The following is a 17988-nucleotide window of genomic DNA, read 5'->3' as shown; positions in this document are numbered from 1 at the left end:
AACCACGGGTATCGGCCGCGGCGGCATACGGTTGATGGCGGGTTAGCCGGCCAGTTTACGCGCGGTGCAGGGTTGCACGGTGCGCAAAGCACATCGGCGTCGCTGCGGCAATGAGTGAGCGCATTTGAGAATCAATCGCATTAATGGGAGAATGCGCGCACGGATCGGGCCGCAGGCGACTGCAGCGACGCTCCGCCTCCCCCTCGTTGTTGCCTCAAGCCCTTTGCCAGAGGCCCCGTTGCCCTGCCAGAAGGTCCAGATCATGTCCCGAGCCGTTGTCCTTTCGCCGCGCCCGCTGGCGCTCGCCGTTGCCGCCCTGCTGGCGGGCAGCGCCCTGACCGCCCAGGCCGAAACCGACGCCACCGATATCGACACGGTGCATGTCACCGCCTCGCAGATCGCCCGCCAGGCGTTGGGCACTTCGACCATCACCGCCGAGGACATCGCCAAGCGCCCACCGGCCAACGACATCGCCGAACTGCTGCGCACCATGCCGGGCGTCAACCTCACCGGCAACAGCGCCTCGGGCCAGTACGGCAACAACCGCCAGATCGACCTGCGCGGCATGGGCCCGGAGAACACGCTGATCCTGGTCGATGGCAAGCGCATCGGTGCGCGTGACGCCGTACGCATGGGCCGCAGCGGTGAGCGCAATACGCGCGGCGATACCAACTGGGTGCCGGCGGAAATGATCGAGCGCATCGAAGTGCTGCGCGGCCCTGCGGCGGCGCGCTATGGCTCCGGTGCGTCCGGCGGCGTGGTCAACATCATCACCAAGCGCCCGACCGGCAACCTGACCGGTGCGGTCGACCTGTATGGGTTGGTGCCCGAGCACAGCGCCGAAGGCGGCAGCGAGCGCGTCGGCCTGCAGCTGAGCGGGCCGATGACCGACACCCTGTCGTTCCGCCTGTACGGCAATCTCAACAAGACCGACGCGGACTCGCTGGACCTCAACCGCCAGTACGCGACCAACCCGAACGCGGTGCCGCCGGCTGGCCGCGAGGGCGTCAAGAACCGCGACGTCAACGCGTTGCTGCGCTGGGACATCACCGCCGATCAGGTGGTGGAGTTCGAAGCCGGTACCAGCCGCCAGGGCAACATCTACGCCGGCGACCGCGCCGTCAGCACCACCGGTACCTCGACCGGTGTCGACCTGGCGGCACTGGCCGAAGGCGAAGCAGAAACCAACCGCATGTACCGCAACACCGGCGCGATCACCCATCGCGGCCGTTGGGGCGACGTGACCTCGCGGGTGACCGCCGCAGTGGAAGCGGTGAACAACTCGCGCATCAACGAAGGCCTGGCCGGTGGCCCGGAAGGCAGCTTCAACGGCACCGACTGGTCGACCTCGCGCCTGCGCAACTACCAGCTGGATGGCGAAGTGAGTTTCCCGACCACGCTGGGCGGCGCCGAGAACATCTGGACGCTGGGCTTTGAATACCTGGACAGCCGCCTGACCGACCCGTACTCGATGAGCCAGTCCAGCAGCAGCGGCGGTGGCATCCCGGGGCTATCGGCCGATCGCGGGCGCGGCAAGGCCGATGCGCAGACCACCGCCGTATTCGTGGAAGACAACATCTACCTGGGTGAGCGCTGGATTGTCACCCCGGGCCTGCGTTTCGACCATCACAGCCAGTTCGGCAACAACACCAGCCCCAGCCTCAATGCGCAGTTCCGCATCAACAGCGACTGGGTGGTGAAGGGCGGCATCGCGCGTGCGTTCAAGGCGCCGAACCTGTACCAGTCGAACCCGGACTACCTGTACTACACCCGTGGCAATGGCTGCCCGAATGCACTGCCGAGCCTGGGTGCTGGTTGCTACATGCGCGGCAACGCAGACCTGAAGGCGGAAACCAGCCTGAACAAGGAACTGGGCATCGAGTGGGCACCGCAGAGCGGCTGGCAGGCCTCGTTGACCTACTTCCACAACGACTACAAGGACAAGATCCAGGCTGGCTACACCCAGATCGGGCTGACCGCCGACACCAAGGGCCGCATCTTCCGCTGGGAGAACGCGCCGAAGGCGATCGTGCAGGGGCTTGAAGGCAACCTGGTGATTCCGCTGCTGGGCGAGCAGGGCAACCGCCTGAAGTGGAGCAACAACTTCACGTACATGGTGGAGAACGAGAACAAGAGCACCGGCCAGCCGCTGTCGGTGATCCCGAAGTACACGATCAACACGATGCTGGACTGGCAGGCCACCGACAAGCTGTCGGTGCTGCTGACCGGCACCTTCTACGGCAAGCAGAAGCCGGCCACCACCAACATCAACAATGATCCGCGCTGCACCGGAAGCTGCGATGCGTCGATCGCGCTGCAGGACCGCGGCGCCTACAACATCTGGGGCGTGAGCGCGCGCTACAAGGTGACCGAGACCGTCAGCTTCGGCTTCGGCGTGAACAACCTGGCCGACAAGCGCCTGTTCCGCGAGGCCAACAGCAGCGATGCCGGCGCGGCGACCTACAACGAGCCGGGCCGCGCGTACTGGGCCAGCCTGCGCTTCGGGTTCTGAGCGCACGCGGACGTCGGTCCGCTGCCTTCGCCAGGCCTGGCCTGGCGCTACCGGCCACGCTCCGGTAGCGCCGGGCCATGCCCGGTGAGGGACCGCGTGGCCTGCAATGTTATAAACACCGTAATAGTCTCCCCCGCCAGCACGGCGTAGCCTGCACCGCATCGCAAAGGAGCTGTTGCCATGGGCCACGACCACGATCACCTGCCATCCGAGATCCGTCACGAGAAACCCTTGTGGTGGGCACTCGGCCTGACCTCCACCTTCCTCGTCGTCGAGGTGGTGGGCGCGTTCTGGACCAACAGCCTGGCGCTGCTGTCAGACGCCGCGCACATGGCCACCGATGCGTTGGCGCTGATGATCGCGCTGGTCGCGGTGCGGCTGAGCCGGCGCCCGCCGGACGCGCGCCGCACCTACGGCTACGCACGCCTGGAAGCGCTGGGCGCGATGATCAACGGCGCCATGCTGTTCGTGGTTGCCGCCTACATCCTGTGGGAGGCGGTCGGGCGCTTCCGCGAGCCGCAGGAGATTGCCTCCTCCGGCATGCTGGTGATCGCCGCCGCGGGCCTGGTCATCAACCTGATCTCGATGCGCCTGCTGCAGGCGGGCAGTGGCGAGAGCCTCAACGTGAAGGGCGCCTACCTGGAAGTGTGGGCGGACATGCTCGGCTCGGTGGCCGTGATCGCCGGTGCGTTGCTGATCCAGTTCACCGGCTGGAAGCCGATCGACCCGATCCTGGCGGTACTGATCGGCCTGTGGGTACTGCCGCGCACGTACGTGCTGATGCGAGAGGCGATCAACGTGCTGCTGGAAGGCGTGCCCAAGGGCATGGACGTGGCCAAGGTGCGCGACAGCCTGTCCGGCCATGCCGCCGTGCTGGACGTGCATGACCTGCACGTGTGGGCGCTGGCCTCCAGCACCCCGGCGCTGACCGCGCACATCGTGATGCGCGACGGCACCGATGCCGATGCGCTGCGCCGTGAGCTGGGCGGGCGCCTGCACGATGACTTCGGGATCGAGCACGTGACGCTGCAGATCGAAGCGGACCACTGCGGCGAAGCCTGTGGTGAGCCGGCGCCGGCCAAGGGCAGCGAGCACGAGGGCCATGAAGGCCACGACCATGGCGAGGACGCGCAGGGCCATCGCGGCCACGTGCATCGTTGATCGAGGATGACGACCGCGCCGGGCGGTGCCCGGTGCGATCATTCGTCCCGTCGCGAGGCCAGCCGGTCCGCCAGCCGGGTCGGCTCCGGCAACCGGTAGCCGCGCAGCGTGCGCTGCACCCAGTCCAGCGCGGTATCCGCACTGACCCGATGGCCGCCGGCCACGAACAGTGGCTTGCAGCGCACCTTGCTGCGCAGCACCCAGCCCAGTTGCTCATCGCCATCCATCAGCGGCGTATGTGCGCCGGCCTCGGCGCCCGGTTCGACGAACCGGCCGACCAGCTTCGACTTGGCCACGCCGATGCTCGGCAGGTCGGTGACCACACCGAGGTGAGCGGCCACGCCCAGCCGGCGCGGGTGGCTGATGCCATGGCCATCGACGAACACCAGGTCCGGCGTGCGCGGCAGCAGCGCCAGCGCGGCCAGCAGTGCCGGCAGCTCGCGGAAGCTGAGCAGGCCGGGGATGTAGGGCATCACCGTGGAGATGCGCGCGATCTCCTGCGCCACGGGCTGCAGCGTCTCCGCGTCCAGCAGTACCGCCGCGGCGCGGGTGATGGCGCCGTTGTCCTCGAAGCCGACATCCAGCCCGGCCAGCCAGCGCATGTTGCGTGGCAGGCGGTCCTGGCGCTCCACGCGGCCGGCCAGCTGCAGCTGCTGCGCGCGTGCCGCAGCGACGCTGCCTTCCCAGCGCCCGGGGTCGATCACCGTATTCATTGCTCAAAGCATCGCATGCGCGGTGCCACGGCCCGGTGAGCGGCGCCCGGGGCTACAATGGCAGCCTGCCTTTCCTCGCGTTGGAGACCCTGCAGTGACCCGTAAACTCGTACTGTTGCGCCATGGCCAGAGCCAGTGGAACCTGGACAACCGCTTCACCGGCTGGGTCGATGTCGACCTGACCGAGCAGGGGCGCCGGGAAGCGGCCGCTGCGGGTCGCCTGATGCGCGAGGAAGGCCTGCAGTTCAACGTCGCCCACACCTCCGTGCTCAAGCGCGCCATCCACACCCTGCAGGGCGCACTGGCCGAGCTGGAACAGGACTGGCTGCCGGTGAACAAGTCCTGGCGTCTCAACGAGCGCCACTACGGTGGCCTGCAGGGCCTGGACAAGGCTGAGACCGCTGCCAAGCACGGCGAGGAGCAGGTCAAGGTGTGGCGTCGTTCGTACGACATCCCGCCGCCGGCCATGGACCTGGAAGATCCGGGCCACCCGATCCATGACCGCCGCTACGCCGGCCTGGACCGCAACGCGCTGCCGGGCACCGAATCGCTGGCGACCACGCTGGACCGCGTGCTGCCGTACTGGCACGACGCCATCGCGCCGCAGCTGAAGGACGGCAAGACCGTGCTGGTCACCGCCCACGGCAACTCGCTGCGCGCGCTGTACAAGTACCTCAACAACGTCTCGCGCGAGGAAATCCTCGAGCTGAACATCCCGACCGGCATCCCGCTGCTGTTCGAACTGAACGACGACCTGACGGTGAAGTCGTTCCGCTACCTGGGCGACCCGGAAGCAGCGCGCAAGGCCGCTGAAGCCGTAGCCAACCAGGGCAAGGCGAAATAAAGAAGCAGAAGGCCGGCGCAAGCCGGCCTTCGCTTTTGTAGAGTCGAGCCATGCTCGACTGACGCTGTCGCACCCCAGTAGAGCCACCCCATGGGGGGCTGCATCTGCCAGCTACGAAGGACCCAACAGACGCGCGCTCGGCGGCTGCAACGCGGCAATGTCGATGACGTGGTCCTGGCATATCACCTGATAGTGCGTGAATGGGCCGGGGTAGCGGGTGTCGGCGAAGGTGGCGCGGTCCAGATAATCGAGGAACTTCGAACGGCTGTAACGGCGGAACAGGTTGCCGCTCCAGGTTTCGGAGTCGTCCCAGCTCTGGTAGGACTCGTTGTGCACGGTGTAGCTGATGTAGGCGTTCCAAACCAGCTCGAACCGCTGCGAATGGGAGGTTATCTCTATCGCGCGCACGCCCTCGATCGAACGTCCATTGCCGAGGTCCACTGGGCGAGGCTCTCCTTTCACCTGTCCCTCTTCGATGACCAGCCGCAGACAGTTGGCCTCCGGTTCGCCAATACCCGTCAGGAATAGATACTCGCAGCGGTCGAGGGCCAGTAGCAGCGCAGCGTCGTACATGGGCGCGAGATCCGGTGATCGGGAAGATTAAGAATACCGGCATGCAGTTGGTTGGCGACTCCACGGGCTCGTGACCTTTGGCCGGTCCCCAGCTCCGTTCCCCCGGCTACCCTGTGAAATTACCCGCAGGAGAGCCTCATGAACGTCCGCAACCTGGTCCCGCTGGGCCTGACCATCGCCATCGCTGCCTCGCTGGCGGCCTGTGGCAAGAATGAAACCGCGCCGGCGGCCAGCGCCGACGCCAAGCCGGCCTTCGACCTGTCGCAGATCAAGACGCCGCTGATCTCGCTCAACAGCGCCGATCTGGATCCGGCCATTTCGGCCTGTACCGACCTCAATGGCTTCGTCAACAGCAAGTGGCTGAAGGCCAACCCGGTGCCGGGCGACCAGACCACCTGGGGCAGCTTCGAGATCCTGCGCGAGCGCTCGCTGGAAGTGCAGCACGCACTGGTGCAGCAGGCCGCGGCCAGCCAGGCCAAGGCCGGCTCGGTGGAAGCCAAGATCGGTGACATCTGGAAGACCGGCAACGATGAAGCCAAGATCGAAGCCGCCGGCCTGGCGCCGCTGCAGCCGCAGCTGGACAAGATCACCGCGCTGAACGACACCGCCGCCATCACCCAGTACCTGCGCGACAGCCAGGCCGAGGGCAAGGGCGTGCTGTTCTCGCTGTTCGCCAATGCCGACTACAAGGATTCGGCCAACGTCATCGCCTATGTCGGCCAGGGCGGCCTCGGCCTGCCGGAGAAGGGCTATTACTTCGATGACGCTCAGGCCAAGATCCGCGATGCCTACGTGGCCTACATCGCACAGGTGCTGACCCTGTCCGGCGTGGACGCGGCGCAGGCCGCCGAGCAGGCCAAGGCCGTGATGGCCTTCGAAACCCGCCTGGCCAAGGCCTCGATGTCGCGCATCGAAATGCGTGACCCGGCCAAGCGCTACAACCCGCTCAGCGCCGCCGACGCCGACAAGCTGACCCCGAACTTCAGCTGGACCGCGCTGTTCGACACCCTGAAGGTGCCGGCCGCGCAGAAGTTCTCGCTGGCCCAGCCGGGCTTCTTCAGTGAAATGGACAAGATGCTGGCCGATACCATGCCCAGCACCTGGCAGGCCTACCTGCGCTTCCACACCATCGACGACGCCTCGCCGTACCTGAGCAGCCAGTTCGAGAAGGCCAACTTCGATTTCTACGGCACCACCCTGCGTGGCCAGAAGGAAATGCAGCCGCGCTGGAAGCGTGTGCTGGAGTCGGTCAACGGTGGCATGGGCGAAGCCCTGGGCCAGCTGTACGTCGACGCCGTGTTCCCGGCCGAATCCAAGGTGGCCATGCAGCACCTGGTGGAAAACCTGTCGCAGGCGCTGAAGGCGCGCCTGGAGCAGCTGCCGTGGATGGGCGAAGAGACCAAGAAGAAGGCCCTGGAGAAGTGGGCCAGCTTCACCCCGAAGATCGGTTACCCGGACAGGTGGCGTGACTGGGCGGGCCTGCAGACCAACGGCGACAGCTACCTGGGCAACATGCAGGCGGCGCGTGCGTTCAACTACCGCTACATGCTGGACAAGATCGGCAAGCCGGTGGACAAGACCGAGTGGGGCATGACCCCGCAGACCGTCAACGCGTACTACAACGCCACCAAGAACGAGATCGTGTTCCCGGCAGCGATCCTGCAGGCACCGTTCTTCGACGCCAAGGCCGATCCGGCGCTGAACTACGGCGGCATCGGTGCGGTCATCGGCCACGAAATGATGCACGGCTACGATGACTCGGGCAGCCAGTTCGCCGCCAACGGCAACTTCGACAACTGGTGGACCGACGCCGACCGCAAGGCCTTCACCCAGCGTACCGACCAGCTGGTCGCGCAGTTCGACGGCTATGAATCGGTGCCGGGCGTGTTCGTGAAGGGCAAGCTGACCCTGGGCGAGAACATCGGCGACCTGGGCGGCCTGACCGTGGCCTACGACGCGCTGCAGATGGCGCTGAAGGAAGACCCGAAGGCGAATGTCGAAGTGGATGGCCACAGCCAGGACCAGCGCTTCTTCATGAACTGGGCCACCGTGTGGCGCCGCAACTTCACCGATGGTGAGCTGCGCGTCCGCCTGAACACCGACCCGCACGCCCCGGCCAACTTCCGTGCCAACGGCGCGCCGTCGAACATGCCGTCCTATGCCGCTGCGTTCCAGTGCAAGGCCGGCGACGCGATGGTGCGTGCCGACGACAAGCGCGTGGTGATCTGGTAATCGATCATGCGTGATGCGTGATGCAGAAGGCCCGGCGAATGCCGGGCCTTTTGTTTGCGCGGTTGGTGGCGCCGGGCGGTGCCCGGTGGATCTCAGGCCAGCTCCGGCTCCCGTGCCAGCATGCGATGGAAGCGCTGCAGCACGTAGGGGTCCACCAGCCCGCCGGATTGCGCTTCGATGATCCGCAATGCGGTTTCGTGCTCCATCGCGTCGCGGTACGGGCGCACGCTGGTCATCGCATCGTAGGCATCGGCGATGGTGACGATGCGCGCGCCCAGCGGGATGGATTCGCCGCGCAGCCCATCGGGATAGCCGCTGCCATCGAAGGCTTCGTGATGGGCGCGGATCAGTCGCGCCACGGGCGCGGCGTCGCTGCGGCCGGTGGCCAGGAAGATATGCTCGCCGCGCACCGGGTGCTCGCGCATGATCGCGCGCTCCTCATCGGTGTGCCGGTGCGGTGCCAGCAGCACATCGTCGGGAATGCCGATCTTGCCGATGTCGTGGAAGCGCGCGGCCAGGCCGATCTGCGCACAGGCCTCGTCATCGAGATCGCAGTGCGCGGCAAGGCGCTGCGCGAACAGGCCGACGCGGTCGCAGTGGTGGCGGGTATAGGCGTCGCGCATCTGCAGCGACATCGAAAGGGCATCGATCAGGCAGGCCTGCGCGTGCAGCAGGTCGGGGGCGGGTACGGCGTCAGGAAACATGGTCATCCGCCCGCACCGGGTGGGGACCGGTGCGGGGTATTCGGGGGCGATCAACCCGGGGCGAGGGTGGTCAGAAGGGCGCGGGCCGCGTTGAAGCGGTCTTCCGGCAACGGCAGCGGGTGCTTGATGCGCAGCTTGTCAGGCCCTTCCATGGCGTACAGGTTCGGTTGTTTCTGGATCAGCTGGATCACCGCCATCGGGTCGATGTTCGGCTTGGATTCGAACACGATGCGGCCACCGTTCTCACCCAGGTCGAGCTTGCGGATGCCCAGCGTATTGGCTTTCAACTTCAGCTCGGCGATGGCGAACAGGTGCTTGGCCGCATCCGGCAGCAGGCCAAAGCGGTCGATCATCTCCACCTGCAGCTCGCGCAGCGCATCGCTGTCGCGCGCGCTGGAAATGCGCTTGTACAGTGTCAGGCGGGTGTGCACGTCCGGCAGGTAGTCTTCCGGAATCAGCGCCGGCACATGCAGTTCGACCTCGGCACCGCGTACTTCCTCGCCGGCATCCAGGTCGGGCAGCTTGCCCTGCTTGATGCTGCGCACCGCGCGCTCCAGCAGTTCGGTGTACAGGCTGAAGCCGACCTCGGCCATCTGCCCGCTCTGGTCCTCGCCGAGCAGTTCACCGGCGCCGCGGATCTCCAGATCGTGCGTGGCCAGGGTGAAGCCGGCGCCGAGTTCGTCCATCGAGGCGATCGCTTCCAGGCGCTTCTCCGCATCCGGGGTGATCGAACGGCGGTCGGGCGCCACCAGGTAGGCGTAGGCGCGGTGGTGCGAACGACCGACGCGGCCACGCAGCTGGTGCAGCTGGGCCAGGCCGAAGCGGTCGGCGCGGTTGATGATGATGGTGTTGGCGTTGGGGATGTCGATGCCCGACTCGATGATCGTGGTCGACAGCAGCACGTTGAAGCGCTGCTTCTGGAAATCCAGCATCACCTTTTCCAGCTCGCGCTCGGGCATCTGGCCGTGGGCGATGCCGATGCGTGCCTCGGGCACCAGCTCGGACAGCTCGCGCTGCATGCGGCCGATGCTTTCCACGTCGTTGTGCAGGAAGTACAGCTGGCCACCACGCGCCAGCTCGCGCTGGAAGGCTTCGCGCAGCAGCGCGTTGTCCCACTGGGTGATGAAGGTCTGCACCGCCAGCCGGTTCGGCGGCGGCGTGGCGATGATCGACAGGTCGCGCAGGCCGGCCATCGCCATGTTGAGCGTGCGCGGGATCGGCGTGGCGGTCAGGGTCAGCAGGTGCACGTTGGCGCGCAGCGCCTTCAGTGCCTCCTTCTGGCGCACGCCGAAACGCTGCTCCTCGTCGACGATGACCATGCCCAGGTCCTTGAACTTCACGTCCGGCTGCAGCAGGCGATGGGTACCGACGATGACGTCGATGGTGCCGGCGGCGACCTTCTCCAGCTCGGCCTTGATTTCCTTCGTGGTCTTGAAGCGCGACAGCACCTCGACCTTCAGCGGGTAATCGGCGAAACGGTCGCGGAAGTTGCGGTAATGCTGTTCGGCCAGCAGCGTGGTCGGCACCAGCACGGCCACCTGCTTGCCGGCACTGGCGGCCGCGAATGCCGCACGCACTGCCACCTCGGTCTTGCCGAAGCCGACGTCGCCGCAGACCACGCGGTCCATCGGCTGGCTGCTGGCCAGGTCGCGCAGGGTGGCGTCGATCGCGGCCAGCTGGTCCGGCGTTTCCTCGAACGGGAAACCGGCGGCGAACGGCTCGTACATCGCGCGGTCCACCTGCAGTGCCAGGCCGGCACGCGCCTGGCGGCGGGCCTGGATCTCCAGCAGCTCGGCGGCGACGTCGCGCACCTTCTCGGCGGCCTTGCGCTTGGCCTTGCTCCACTGTTCGCCACCCAGCGAATGCAGCGGCGCGGTTTCCGCCGACGCACCGGAGTAGCGGCTGATCAGGTGCAGCTGGGCGACCGGCACATACAGGCGGTCACCCTTGGCGTATTCGATTTCGAGGAACTCGCCGGGCATGCCGCCGACGTCCATCGCGATCAGGCCGCGGTAGCGGCCGACGCCATGGTCCTCGTGCACGATCGGCGCACCCTCGGTCAGCTCGCCAAGGTCGCGGATGATCGCTTCCGGCTCGCGGCCGGCACGGCGCGTGCGACGGGTGCTGCCGGCGCGTTCGGGGAACAGCTGGCGCTCGGTCAGCACCGCGATGCGCGGGTCGTCCAGTGCGAAGCCATCCTCCAGCGGCGCCACCGCGATCGCGAAGCGCGCATCGTCGGCGAGGAAGCTGGGCAGGTCGGCCGCCACCGGCGGCTTCAACTCGGCGGCCTGCAGCACTTCCAGCAGCGCCTCGCGGCGGCCGGGCGAATCGGCGGCGATCAGCACCCGGCCCGGATAATGGCCGAGGAAGGATTTCAGCGCGTCGCCTGCGGGCGCCTCGCGCGCGGCCACCGGCAGCGGCGGCAGCGGCTGGTCGCCCAGCGCGTGCGCGTCGGCGATGCGTGCGTGGTCAGCCGACCACACCTCGATGCGCGGGGCATCGTTCAGACGCTCGCGCAGCAGCTCCGGCGACAGGTACAGCGCGGACGGCGGCAGCAGCGGCCGTTCCACATCGTGGCGGCGTTGTTCGTAGCGCTCACCGGTCTGCGCCCAGAATGCCTCGGCGGCTTCGCCGGCACCGGCGCAGACCACCGGCAGGCTGCCGTCGGGCAGGTAGTCGAACAGGGTCGCGGTGCGTTCGAAGAACAGCGGCAGGTAGTACTCGACGCCGGCCGGCGCCAGCCCGGACTTCAGGTCCTGGTACAACGAACTGCGCCGGGTATCGACATCGAAACGCTCGCGCAGCGTGGCCAGCACGCGGGCGATGCTGGCTTCATCCATCGGCACTTCGCGGCCCGGCAGCATGTGCACCGCCTCGACCTTGTCCAGCGAACGCTGGCTTTCCGGATCGAAGGCACGGATCGAATCGATGTCCTCGTCCAGCAGCTCCACCCGCAGCGGCTCGTCGGCACCCATCGGGTACACGTCGAGCAGGCCGCCGCGCACAGCGAAGTCACCCGGGTCCATCACCTGCGGCACGTTGCGGTAGCCGGCGCTTTCCAGGCGGCGCTTCTCGGCTTCCAGGTCCAGGCGCTGCCCGACCTTCAGGTCGAAGCTGCCACCGATCACGTAGCTGCGCGGGGCCAGCTGCTGCAGCAGGGTCTGCACCGGCACGATCACCAGGCCTCGCTTCAGCGCGGGCAGGCGGTGCAGGGCGGACAGGCGCTGCGAAATGATGTCCGGATGCGGGCTGAAGCGGTCGTAGGGCAGGGTTTCCCAGTCCGGGAAGGCGACCACCGGCAGGGCCGGGTCGCCGCCGAGCAGGGTGTGCAGGTCGGCTTCGAGCTGGTTGGCACCGTGGTTGTCACGGGCGATCACCAGCAGCGGGGCGTCGTGCGCACGCGCGGCCTGGGCCAGGTACCAGGCCAGGGCGGTCGGCGAGGCGGGGGCGCGCCACCAGGCGCGGAGCTGGCCGGCGCGCGGCAGCGGCGGGGCGGGGTATGAGGTACGCGACATGGACCCCGGATTTTAGCAGAAGCCCGATCGAAGCCCGGTGGGTCGTGAGCGCCGCTGGCCGGCAGCCTCATGCGCCGTTGGGGTAGCGCAATGCCGGCCAGCGGCCGGCACGACCGGAATGCATCGCCGGGCCATGCCCGGCGCTACCATCAGTTGTCCAGCTCCAGCACCATCCGCACCAGGCCTTCGGCACCGGTCGGGTGCGGCACCGGCTTGAAGCCCAGCGAGGCGGCCAGCTGCTTCATCGGCTCGTTCTCGGCGGCAACGTCGCCGTACAGGCGGTCCAGGTACTTGCCGCGGCCCCACTTCACCAGCTTGCGCATCAGCTGCCGGCCCAGGCCCTGGCCAATGAGGAAGCGGCTGATCAGGATCGCGTACTCGGCTTCACGGGTGCCGGGGATGATCGAGGCCCGGGCGACCGCGCCGACCACCGCTTCGCCAGCGGGCAGGGATTCGGCTGCGACCAGGGTGATCTCGGTCTTGGGATTCGGGTGGGTCAGGCGCTGGGTGGTTTCCGGCGACAGCTCGGTCACCGCCTGCAGGAAACGATCACGGATTTCTTCCGGCCCGAACAGGCTGAACGCCGCTTGCAGCGGTGCGCCATCTTCCGGGCGGATAGGGCGGATCAGCAGCTCGTGGCCGCTGGGAGCCTTGAAGATCTCATGCCAGGGCGGCATGCGGTTGCGAGTGGCCATACCGGGTGATTCCTTGGTGGTCCATCGATTGTGGCATCACCGGGGCTGCATTCCGTGAACGAAAGGCTCACGGCGGTACAGCCTCGTGAAGGCCGTTATTCGGGGGCTTTGAGCCAATCCAGGCGGGTGCTGGCCCCGGGTTCGCCCAGGTGCTGGCGCAGCGCCGGCAGGGCCGGGCCGACCACCCGGTCGAACTGCCAGGGCGGGTTGAGCAGCAGCATGCCGCTGCCGTTGAGGCGCAGCGGCGAGTCGTCCGGGCGCACCAGGAACTCGATCGTCATCGCCGATTTCACCGGCAGGGCAGTGGCCTTGCGCAGGAAATGCAGGATGGTGCGGCGCTGCTTGATCGGGAACCAGACGGCACAGGTGGCCTGCGGCCAGCGTGCCAGGGTCTCGGCCAGGGCGGCCAGTACGGCCTGGTATTCGGCGTCCTGGGCCTCGTAGGGCGGGTCGATCAGCACCAGGCCACGGCCGATCTTGCTGCCGTTGAACTTCGGCGGCAGCAGCGAACGCAGCAGGGCATAGCCATCGCCCGGGCGCACATCGACGCGGCTGTCATGGGCGAACAGGGCCTTCAGCGTGGCCGTTTCGGCCTCCTGCAGCTCACAGACCGCCATGCGGTCCTGGGCGCGCATCGCCTGCGCGCTCAGCAGCGGCGAGCCCGGGTAGTTGGTCAGCGCGCCCACCGGGTTGTCGGCCTGCACCGCCTTCAGGTAACGCTCGACCACCTCCGGCAGCTTGGGCTGGGCCATCAGCCTCATGATCCCGGATTCGGATTCCAGGGTCTTGCGGCTCTCTTCGCTGGCCAGCAGGTAGCGGCCGGCACCGCCGTGGGTGTCGAGCACGAAGAACGGGCTGTCCTTGCGCTTGAAGCTGTCGATCAGGGCCAGCTGCACGATGTGCTTGAGTACATCGGCGTGGTTGCCGGCATGGAAGGCGTGGCGATAGTTCATGGGCGGCAGTGTACGGGGCGGCGGCCGCAGCGGCTATGCTGCGCGCCATGACAGCTCCTGTTGCCCATGTCCTGGTGGTCGAGGACGAAGCCGCCATCGCCGAAACCGTGCTCTATGCGCTGCGCAGCGAAGGCTATGCCGCCAGCCACTGCCTGCTGGGCGGCGAGGCCCTGCAACGGCTGCAGGCCGGCGATATCGACGTGCTGGTGCTGGACGTGGGCCTGCCGGACCTGGGCGGTTTCGAGGTCTGCCGGCGGCTGCGCGCGCAGCCCGGGCCGGCGGCACAGCTGCCGGTGATCTTCCTGACCGCCCGCAACGATGAAGTGGACCGCGTGCTCGGCCTGGAACTGGGCGCCGACGATTACATGACCAAGCCGTTCTCGCCGCGCGAGCTGGTGGCGCGGGTGCGTGCGCGCCTGCGCCGTGCGGCACCGGCCGTCGCAGCGCCCCGCGCGGACGCCGGCTGGCAGGAACACGGGGCGTTCGCCATCGACCGCGAAGGCCGGCGCATCCGCTTCCGCGGCCATGCGCTGGACCTGACCCGCTACGAATACGCGTTGCTGGAAGCGCTGCTGCAGCGCCCCGGTGCCATCCTCAGCCGCGCGCAGCTGATGGACCGGGGCTGGGACAGCAGTGCCGACAGCGCCGACCGCACCGTCGACACCCATGTAAAGACGCTGCGTGCCAAGCTGCGTGCGGCCGGTGCCAGCGACGACCCGATCCGCACCCACCGTGGCCTCGGCTACGCGCTGGAGGTCTAGCCGATGCGCCTGGTACTGAAGCTGTTCCTGGGCTTCTTCCTGATCACCGGCATCGCGGCCTTCTTCGTAATGCGCGTGTTCGTCAACGAGGTGAAGCCGGGTGTGCGCCAGGCGATGGAATCGACCCTGGTCGATGCGGCCAACGTGCTGGCCGAGATGGCCGCCGCCGACGTCAAGGACGGCACCATCCGCAGCGGCAGCTTCACCCGCAACCTGGCCAAGGCGCGGCAGCGCGACCTGAAGGCCATGGTCTGGCGTTTTCCCAAGCGCTCGCTCGATTACCGGGTGACCATCACCGATGCCAGGGGCATCGTCATCTACGACTCGCTGGGTCGCGACCTGGGGCGTGACAACTCGCGCTGGAACGACGTCTACCGCACCCTGCGCGGCGAGTACGGCGCGCGCTCCAGCCCGGAAGTGCCAGGCGAAGAAGGCGATACGGTGATGCATGTGGCGGCGCCGGTGTACGACCCGGCCGATGGGCGCACCCTGATCGGCGTGCTCAGCCTGGCCCAGCCCAACCGCAGCATCGATCCGTTCATTGCTGCAAGCCAGCGCGCCATCATCGAGCGCGGCGCCTGGTTGATCGGGCTGTCGGCGCTGGTCGGCGTGCTGGTGACGATGTGGCTTACCACCGGCCTCGGCCAGCTCAGCCGCTATGCACGCGCAGTCACCGCCGGCGAACCGGTGCCACCGCCACGGCGGCGACGCGACGAGATCGGCGACCTGGGCCAGGCACTGGAAACCATGCGCCGCAAACTGGAGGGCAAGGCTTACGTCGAGCAGTACGTGCAGTCGCTGACGCATGAGATGAAAAGCCCGCTGGCGGCGATCCGCGGTGCCGCCGAGCTGCTGCAGGAGCCGCTGCCCGAGGCCGACCGCGTGCATTTCGCGCGCAGCATCGTTGATCAACAGGAGCGGCTGACCGAGACGATCGACAAGCTGCTGGCGCTGGCGGAAGTGGAACAGCACGGCTGGCTGCAGACCCGCGATCCGATTGCGCTGCCAACCTTGCTGGCCGATGCGGCAGCGGCGGCGCAGGTGCGTGCGCAGGCGGCCGGCGTGCAGGTCCGCATTGGCAGCGTGCCCGACCTTCGGGTACAGGGCGACGCCTATCTGTTGCGGCAGGCGTTGCACAACCTGATCGACAACGCCATTGCCTTCTCGCCGCCCGGCGCGGACATCGCGCTGCAGGCCGAGGTGGACGGGCAGGGCGTGCGCCTGCAGGTAGCGGATCGCGGTGCCGGCATTCCCGACTACGCGCGCGAACGGGTGTTCGAACGCTTCTATTCGCTGGCCCGCCCCGGCAGCGGCCGGCGCAGTTCCGGCCTGGGCCTGCCGTTCGTGCAGGAGGTCGCGCGCCTGCATGATGGTCGCGCCAGCCTCGACGCGCGCGACGGCGGCGGCACCGTGGCCAGCCTGTGGCTGCCGTTGGCACTGCCGGGCCAGCGTCCGCGCCGCTGACTTCACACTGGCTTCAAATTCGCCACAAACCCTGCTCACCGCAGCGGTCCATCCTGCAGCCCTCTCCAACGAGGATGGACCATGAAATCCCTGAAGATGCTGCTGAGGTTCGCCATTGTCGGCGGGCTGATCCTGTTGTTGCTGGTGCCGCTGATGATGATCCGCGGGGTCATCACCGAGCGCAGCCAGTACCGCGACGAGGCCTTTGCGCGAGTGGCCGACAGCCGTGCCGGCACGCAGCAGCTGGTGGGCCCGGTGCGGGTGGTGCCGTGGGTGGAACGCAAGCAGGTCGAGGTGGTTGACGCCCAGGGCAGCAAGAAGATCGAGGAGCAGGTCACCGAGGGCCACTGGCTGCAGATGCCAGCGTCGCTGGAGGTGGGCGGCGAGATGCTGCCGAGCCAGCGCGAAGTCGGCCTGTTCAAGGTGCCGGTGTACAGCTGGAACGGCCAGCTGAAGGCCACCTTCGCAGCAGACGACTATCCATCGAAGAGCGGCCGCAGCTACGGCGAGCCCTATGTAGCGCTGGGTGTTTCCGATGTGCGTGGCCTGGTCGGCACGCCGAACCTGCGCGTGGACGGCAAGCAGCTGCGGTTGCTGCCTGGCGTTGGTGCGGCCAGCGAAATCGGCCGTGGCCTGCATGCGCCGGTGAGCGGTCTTGCCTCGGATCAGGGCCTCTCCCTGGCTGCCAGCACCATCGAACTGGAGCTGCGCCTGGACGGCAGCCGCATGCTGTCGGTGGTGCCAGTGGGCGATGACACCCGCATCGCGCTGCGTTCGAGCTGGCCGCACCCGTCGTTCAGCGGCGCCTTCCTGCCCAACGAGCGGCGCGTCGATGCACAGGGCTTCGATGCACGCTGGGCCGTGTCCTCGCTGGCCTCCGACGCACAGCGCCAGCTGCGCAGCGAGGGGCCGATCGATTCGCAGGCGGTGACGGTGTCGCTGGTCGATCCGGTCGATACCTATACCCAGGCCGACCGCGCCTCGAAGTATGGCGTGCTGTTCGTGCTGCTGACCTTCGTCGGCTTCATTTTGTTCGAGCTGATCAAGTCGCTGCGCATCCACCCGCTGCAGTACCTGATGGTCGGCCTGGCGCTGGCGATCTTCTTCCTGCTGCTGATCAGCCTGTCCGAGCACATCGCGTTCTGGAAGGCCTACCTGGTCTCGGCCGTGGCCTGTATCGGCCTGCAGGCGGTGTACCTGGCCAATGTGCTGGGCCACTGGAAGCGCGGCCTCGGCTTCGCTGCGCTGCTGACCGTGCTGTACGGCGCGCTGTATGGCCTGCTGGTGTCGGAGAACAACGCGCTGCTGATGGGGTCGCTGCTGCTGTTCGTGATCCTGGCGCTGGCGATGTGGGTGACCCGCCGGGTCGATTGGTACGCGCTTGGCGCGGACCTGAAGTAAGGAGCACGCCATGAGCTGGCGCCAGGGATTGCGGCAACGGGCACGGCAGGGCATTCCGGCCCTGCTGGAAGTGGATGCACTGCTGCAGGCACATGGCGTGCTGGCGGCCCTGCCGGGGGCACGGATCGCCCCCGGCCTGGTCCGCTTCCAGCTGGCCGCGGTGACCTGCGAGGGATTGCAGGGCAAGGGCCTGGCCTGGTTGCAGGGCGCGCGGCAGGGACGCGGTGCGCTGGCGGGGAAGGTGCCGCGCTACCGGCCATGGAAGGCCGGGGCGGACGCACTGACCGAAATCGGCATCGGTGGCCTGCCCGATGACTGGCCGGCGCATGCGGCGGTATACGGCTGCAGCAGCATCGACCGGCGGCACTGGTTGCTGCTGCTGCCGGAGCGGGCGCAGTTGTGGCTGGGCTGGAGTGGGTGATTCGGCAGTTCATCCACGCATGGCGTGGATCTACTGTCG

General features: G+C 67.7%; 14 protein-coding genes. 8 read left to right on the top strand and 6 right to left on the bottom strand.

The genetic code is table 11. The annotated features are described in order from the left end of the window. Positions 1-262 precede the first annotated feature (262 nt). Together DFO63_RS12270 and DFO63_RS12265 are read left to right on the top strand one after the other, a co-directional pair. On the top strand, positions 263-2512 hold the full coding sequence (locus tag DFO63_RS12270) for a TonB-dependent siderophore receptor (protein WP_119007085.1): 2250 nt from the start codon (positions 263-265) through the stop codon (positions 2510-2512). Positions 2513-2692: 180 nt separating this feature from the next. Beyond that, positions 2693-3673: a cation diffusion facilitator family transporter gene (locus DFO63_RS12265; RefSeq protein WP_119007083.1), complete on the top strand. Its 981-nt coding sequence runs from the start codon at positions 2693-2695 to the stop codon at positions 3671-3673. 38 nt (positions 3674-3711) lie between these two features. Here DFO63_RS12265 and nfi read toward each other — a convergent pair whose 3' ends face one another. Next, positions 3712-4386 carry a deoxyribonuclease V gene (gene nfi, locus DFO63_RS12260; RefSeq protein ID WP_119007081.1) on the bottom strand — a complete coding sequence of 225 codons (675 nt, stop codon included), beginning with the start codon at positions 4384-4386 and terminating at the stop codon, positions 3712-3714. Positions 4387-4480: 94 nt separating this feature from the next. Between nfi and gpmA the strand changes: the two genes are divergently transcribed. Then, a complete protein-coding gene (gene gpmA / locus DFO63_RS12255; protein ID WP_119007079.1) occupies positions 4481-5230 on the top strand; it encodes a 2,3-diphosphoglycerate-dependent phosphoglycerate mutase in 750 nt (249 codons plus the stop codon). A 111-nt stretch (positions 5231-5341) separates the two neighbouring features. Here the strand turns inward: gpmA and DFO63_RS12250 are convergent, their stop codons facing one another. Then, on the bottom strand, positions 5342-5803 hold the full coding sequence (locus DFO63_RS12250; RefSeq protein ID WP_119007077.1) for a hypothetical protein: 462 nt from the start codon (positions 5801-5803) through the stop codon (positions 5342-5344). Positions 5804-5941: 138 nt separating this feature from the next. On the opposite strand from DFO63_RS12250, the gene DFO63_RS12245 reads away from it, so the two are divergent. Continuing rightward, entirely contained in the window at positions 5942-8035 is a 2094-nt protein-coding gene (locus tag DFO63_RS12245) for a M13 family metallopeptidase (protein ID WP_119007075.1), read from the top strand. A gap of 92 nt (positions 8036-8127) precedes the next feature. Here DFO63_RS12245 and DFO63_RS12240 read toward each other — a convergent pair whose 3' ends face one another. The 4 genes from DFO63_RS12240 to rlmJ form a co-directional block, all read right to left on the bottom strand. After that, complete coding sequence (locus DFO63_RS12240; RefSeq protein WP_119007073.1) at positions 8128-8745, bottom strand: HD domain-containing phosphohydrolase; 618 nt, start codon at positions 8743-8745, stop codon at positions 8128-8130. A gap of 44 nt (positions 8746-8789) precedes the next feature. Beyond that, on the bottom strand, positions 8790-12254 hold the full coding sequence (mfd, locus tag DFO63_RS12235; RefSeq protein ID WP_119007071.1) for a transcription-repair coupling factor: 3465 nt from the start codon (positions 12252-12254) through the stop codon (positions 8790-8792). Positions 12255-12403: 149 nt separating this feature from the next. Continuing rightward, a complete protein-coding gene (locus tag DFO63_RS12230; RefSeq protein ID WP_004150340.1) occupies positions 12404-12949 on the bottom strand; it encodes a GNAT family N-acetyltransferase in 546 nt (181 codons plus the stop codon). Between the two features lie 95 nt (positions 12950-13044). Next, positions 13045-13902 carry a 23S rRNA (adenine(2030)-N(6))-methyltransferase RlmJ gene (gene rlmJ, locus DFO63_RS12225; protein WP_119007069.1) on the bottom strand — a complete coding sequence of 286 codons (858 nt, stop codon included), beginning with the start codon at positions 13900-13902 and terminating at the stop codon, positions 13045-13047. 35 nt (positions 13903-13937) lie between these two features. Between rlmJ and creB the strand changes: the two genes are divergently transcribed. From creB to DFO63_RS12205, 4 genes are all read left to right on the top strand, one after another. Continuing rightward, on the top strand, positions 13938-14663 hold the full coding sequence (gene creB / locus DFO63_RS12220) for a two-component system response regulator CreB (protein WP_119007067.1): 726 nt from the start codon (positions 13938-13940) through the stop codon (positions 14661-14663). A gap of 3 nt (positions 14664-14666) precedes the next feature. After that, positions 14667-16127: a two-component system sensor histidine kinase CreC gene (gene creC, locus DFO63_RS12215; protein ID WP_049446335.1), complete on the top strand. Its 1461-nt coding sequence runs from the start codon at positions 14667-14669 to the stop codon at positions 16125-16127. 81 nt (positions 16128-16208) lie between these two features. Continuing rightward, positions 16209-17528, top strand: a complete 1320-nt coding sequence (gene creD, locus DFO63_RS12210) for a cell envelope integrity protein CreD (protein WP_101765162.1) — start codon at positions 16209-16211, stop codon at positions 17526-17528. 10 nt (positions 17529-17538) lie between these two features. Beyond that, positions 17539-17949, top strand: coding sequence for a hypothetical protein (locus DFO63_RS12205; protein ID WP_049446331.1), 411 nt, complete (start codon positions 17539-17541; stop codon positions 17947-17949). Positions 17950-17988: the final 39 nt, after the last annotated feature.

The sequence above is a fragment of the Stenotrophomonas sp. AG209 genome (genome assembly GCF_003550055.1).
Classification (GTDB): domain Bacteria; phylum Pseudomonadota; class Gammaproteobacteria; order Xanthomonadales; family Xanthomonadaceae; genus Stenotrophomonas.
This window is presented reverse-complemented; position numbering and strand designations above follow the sequence as displayed.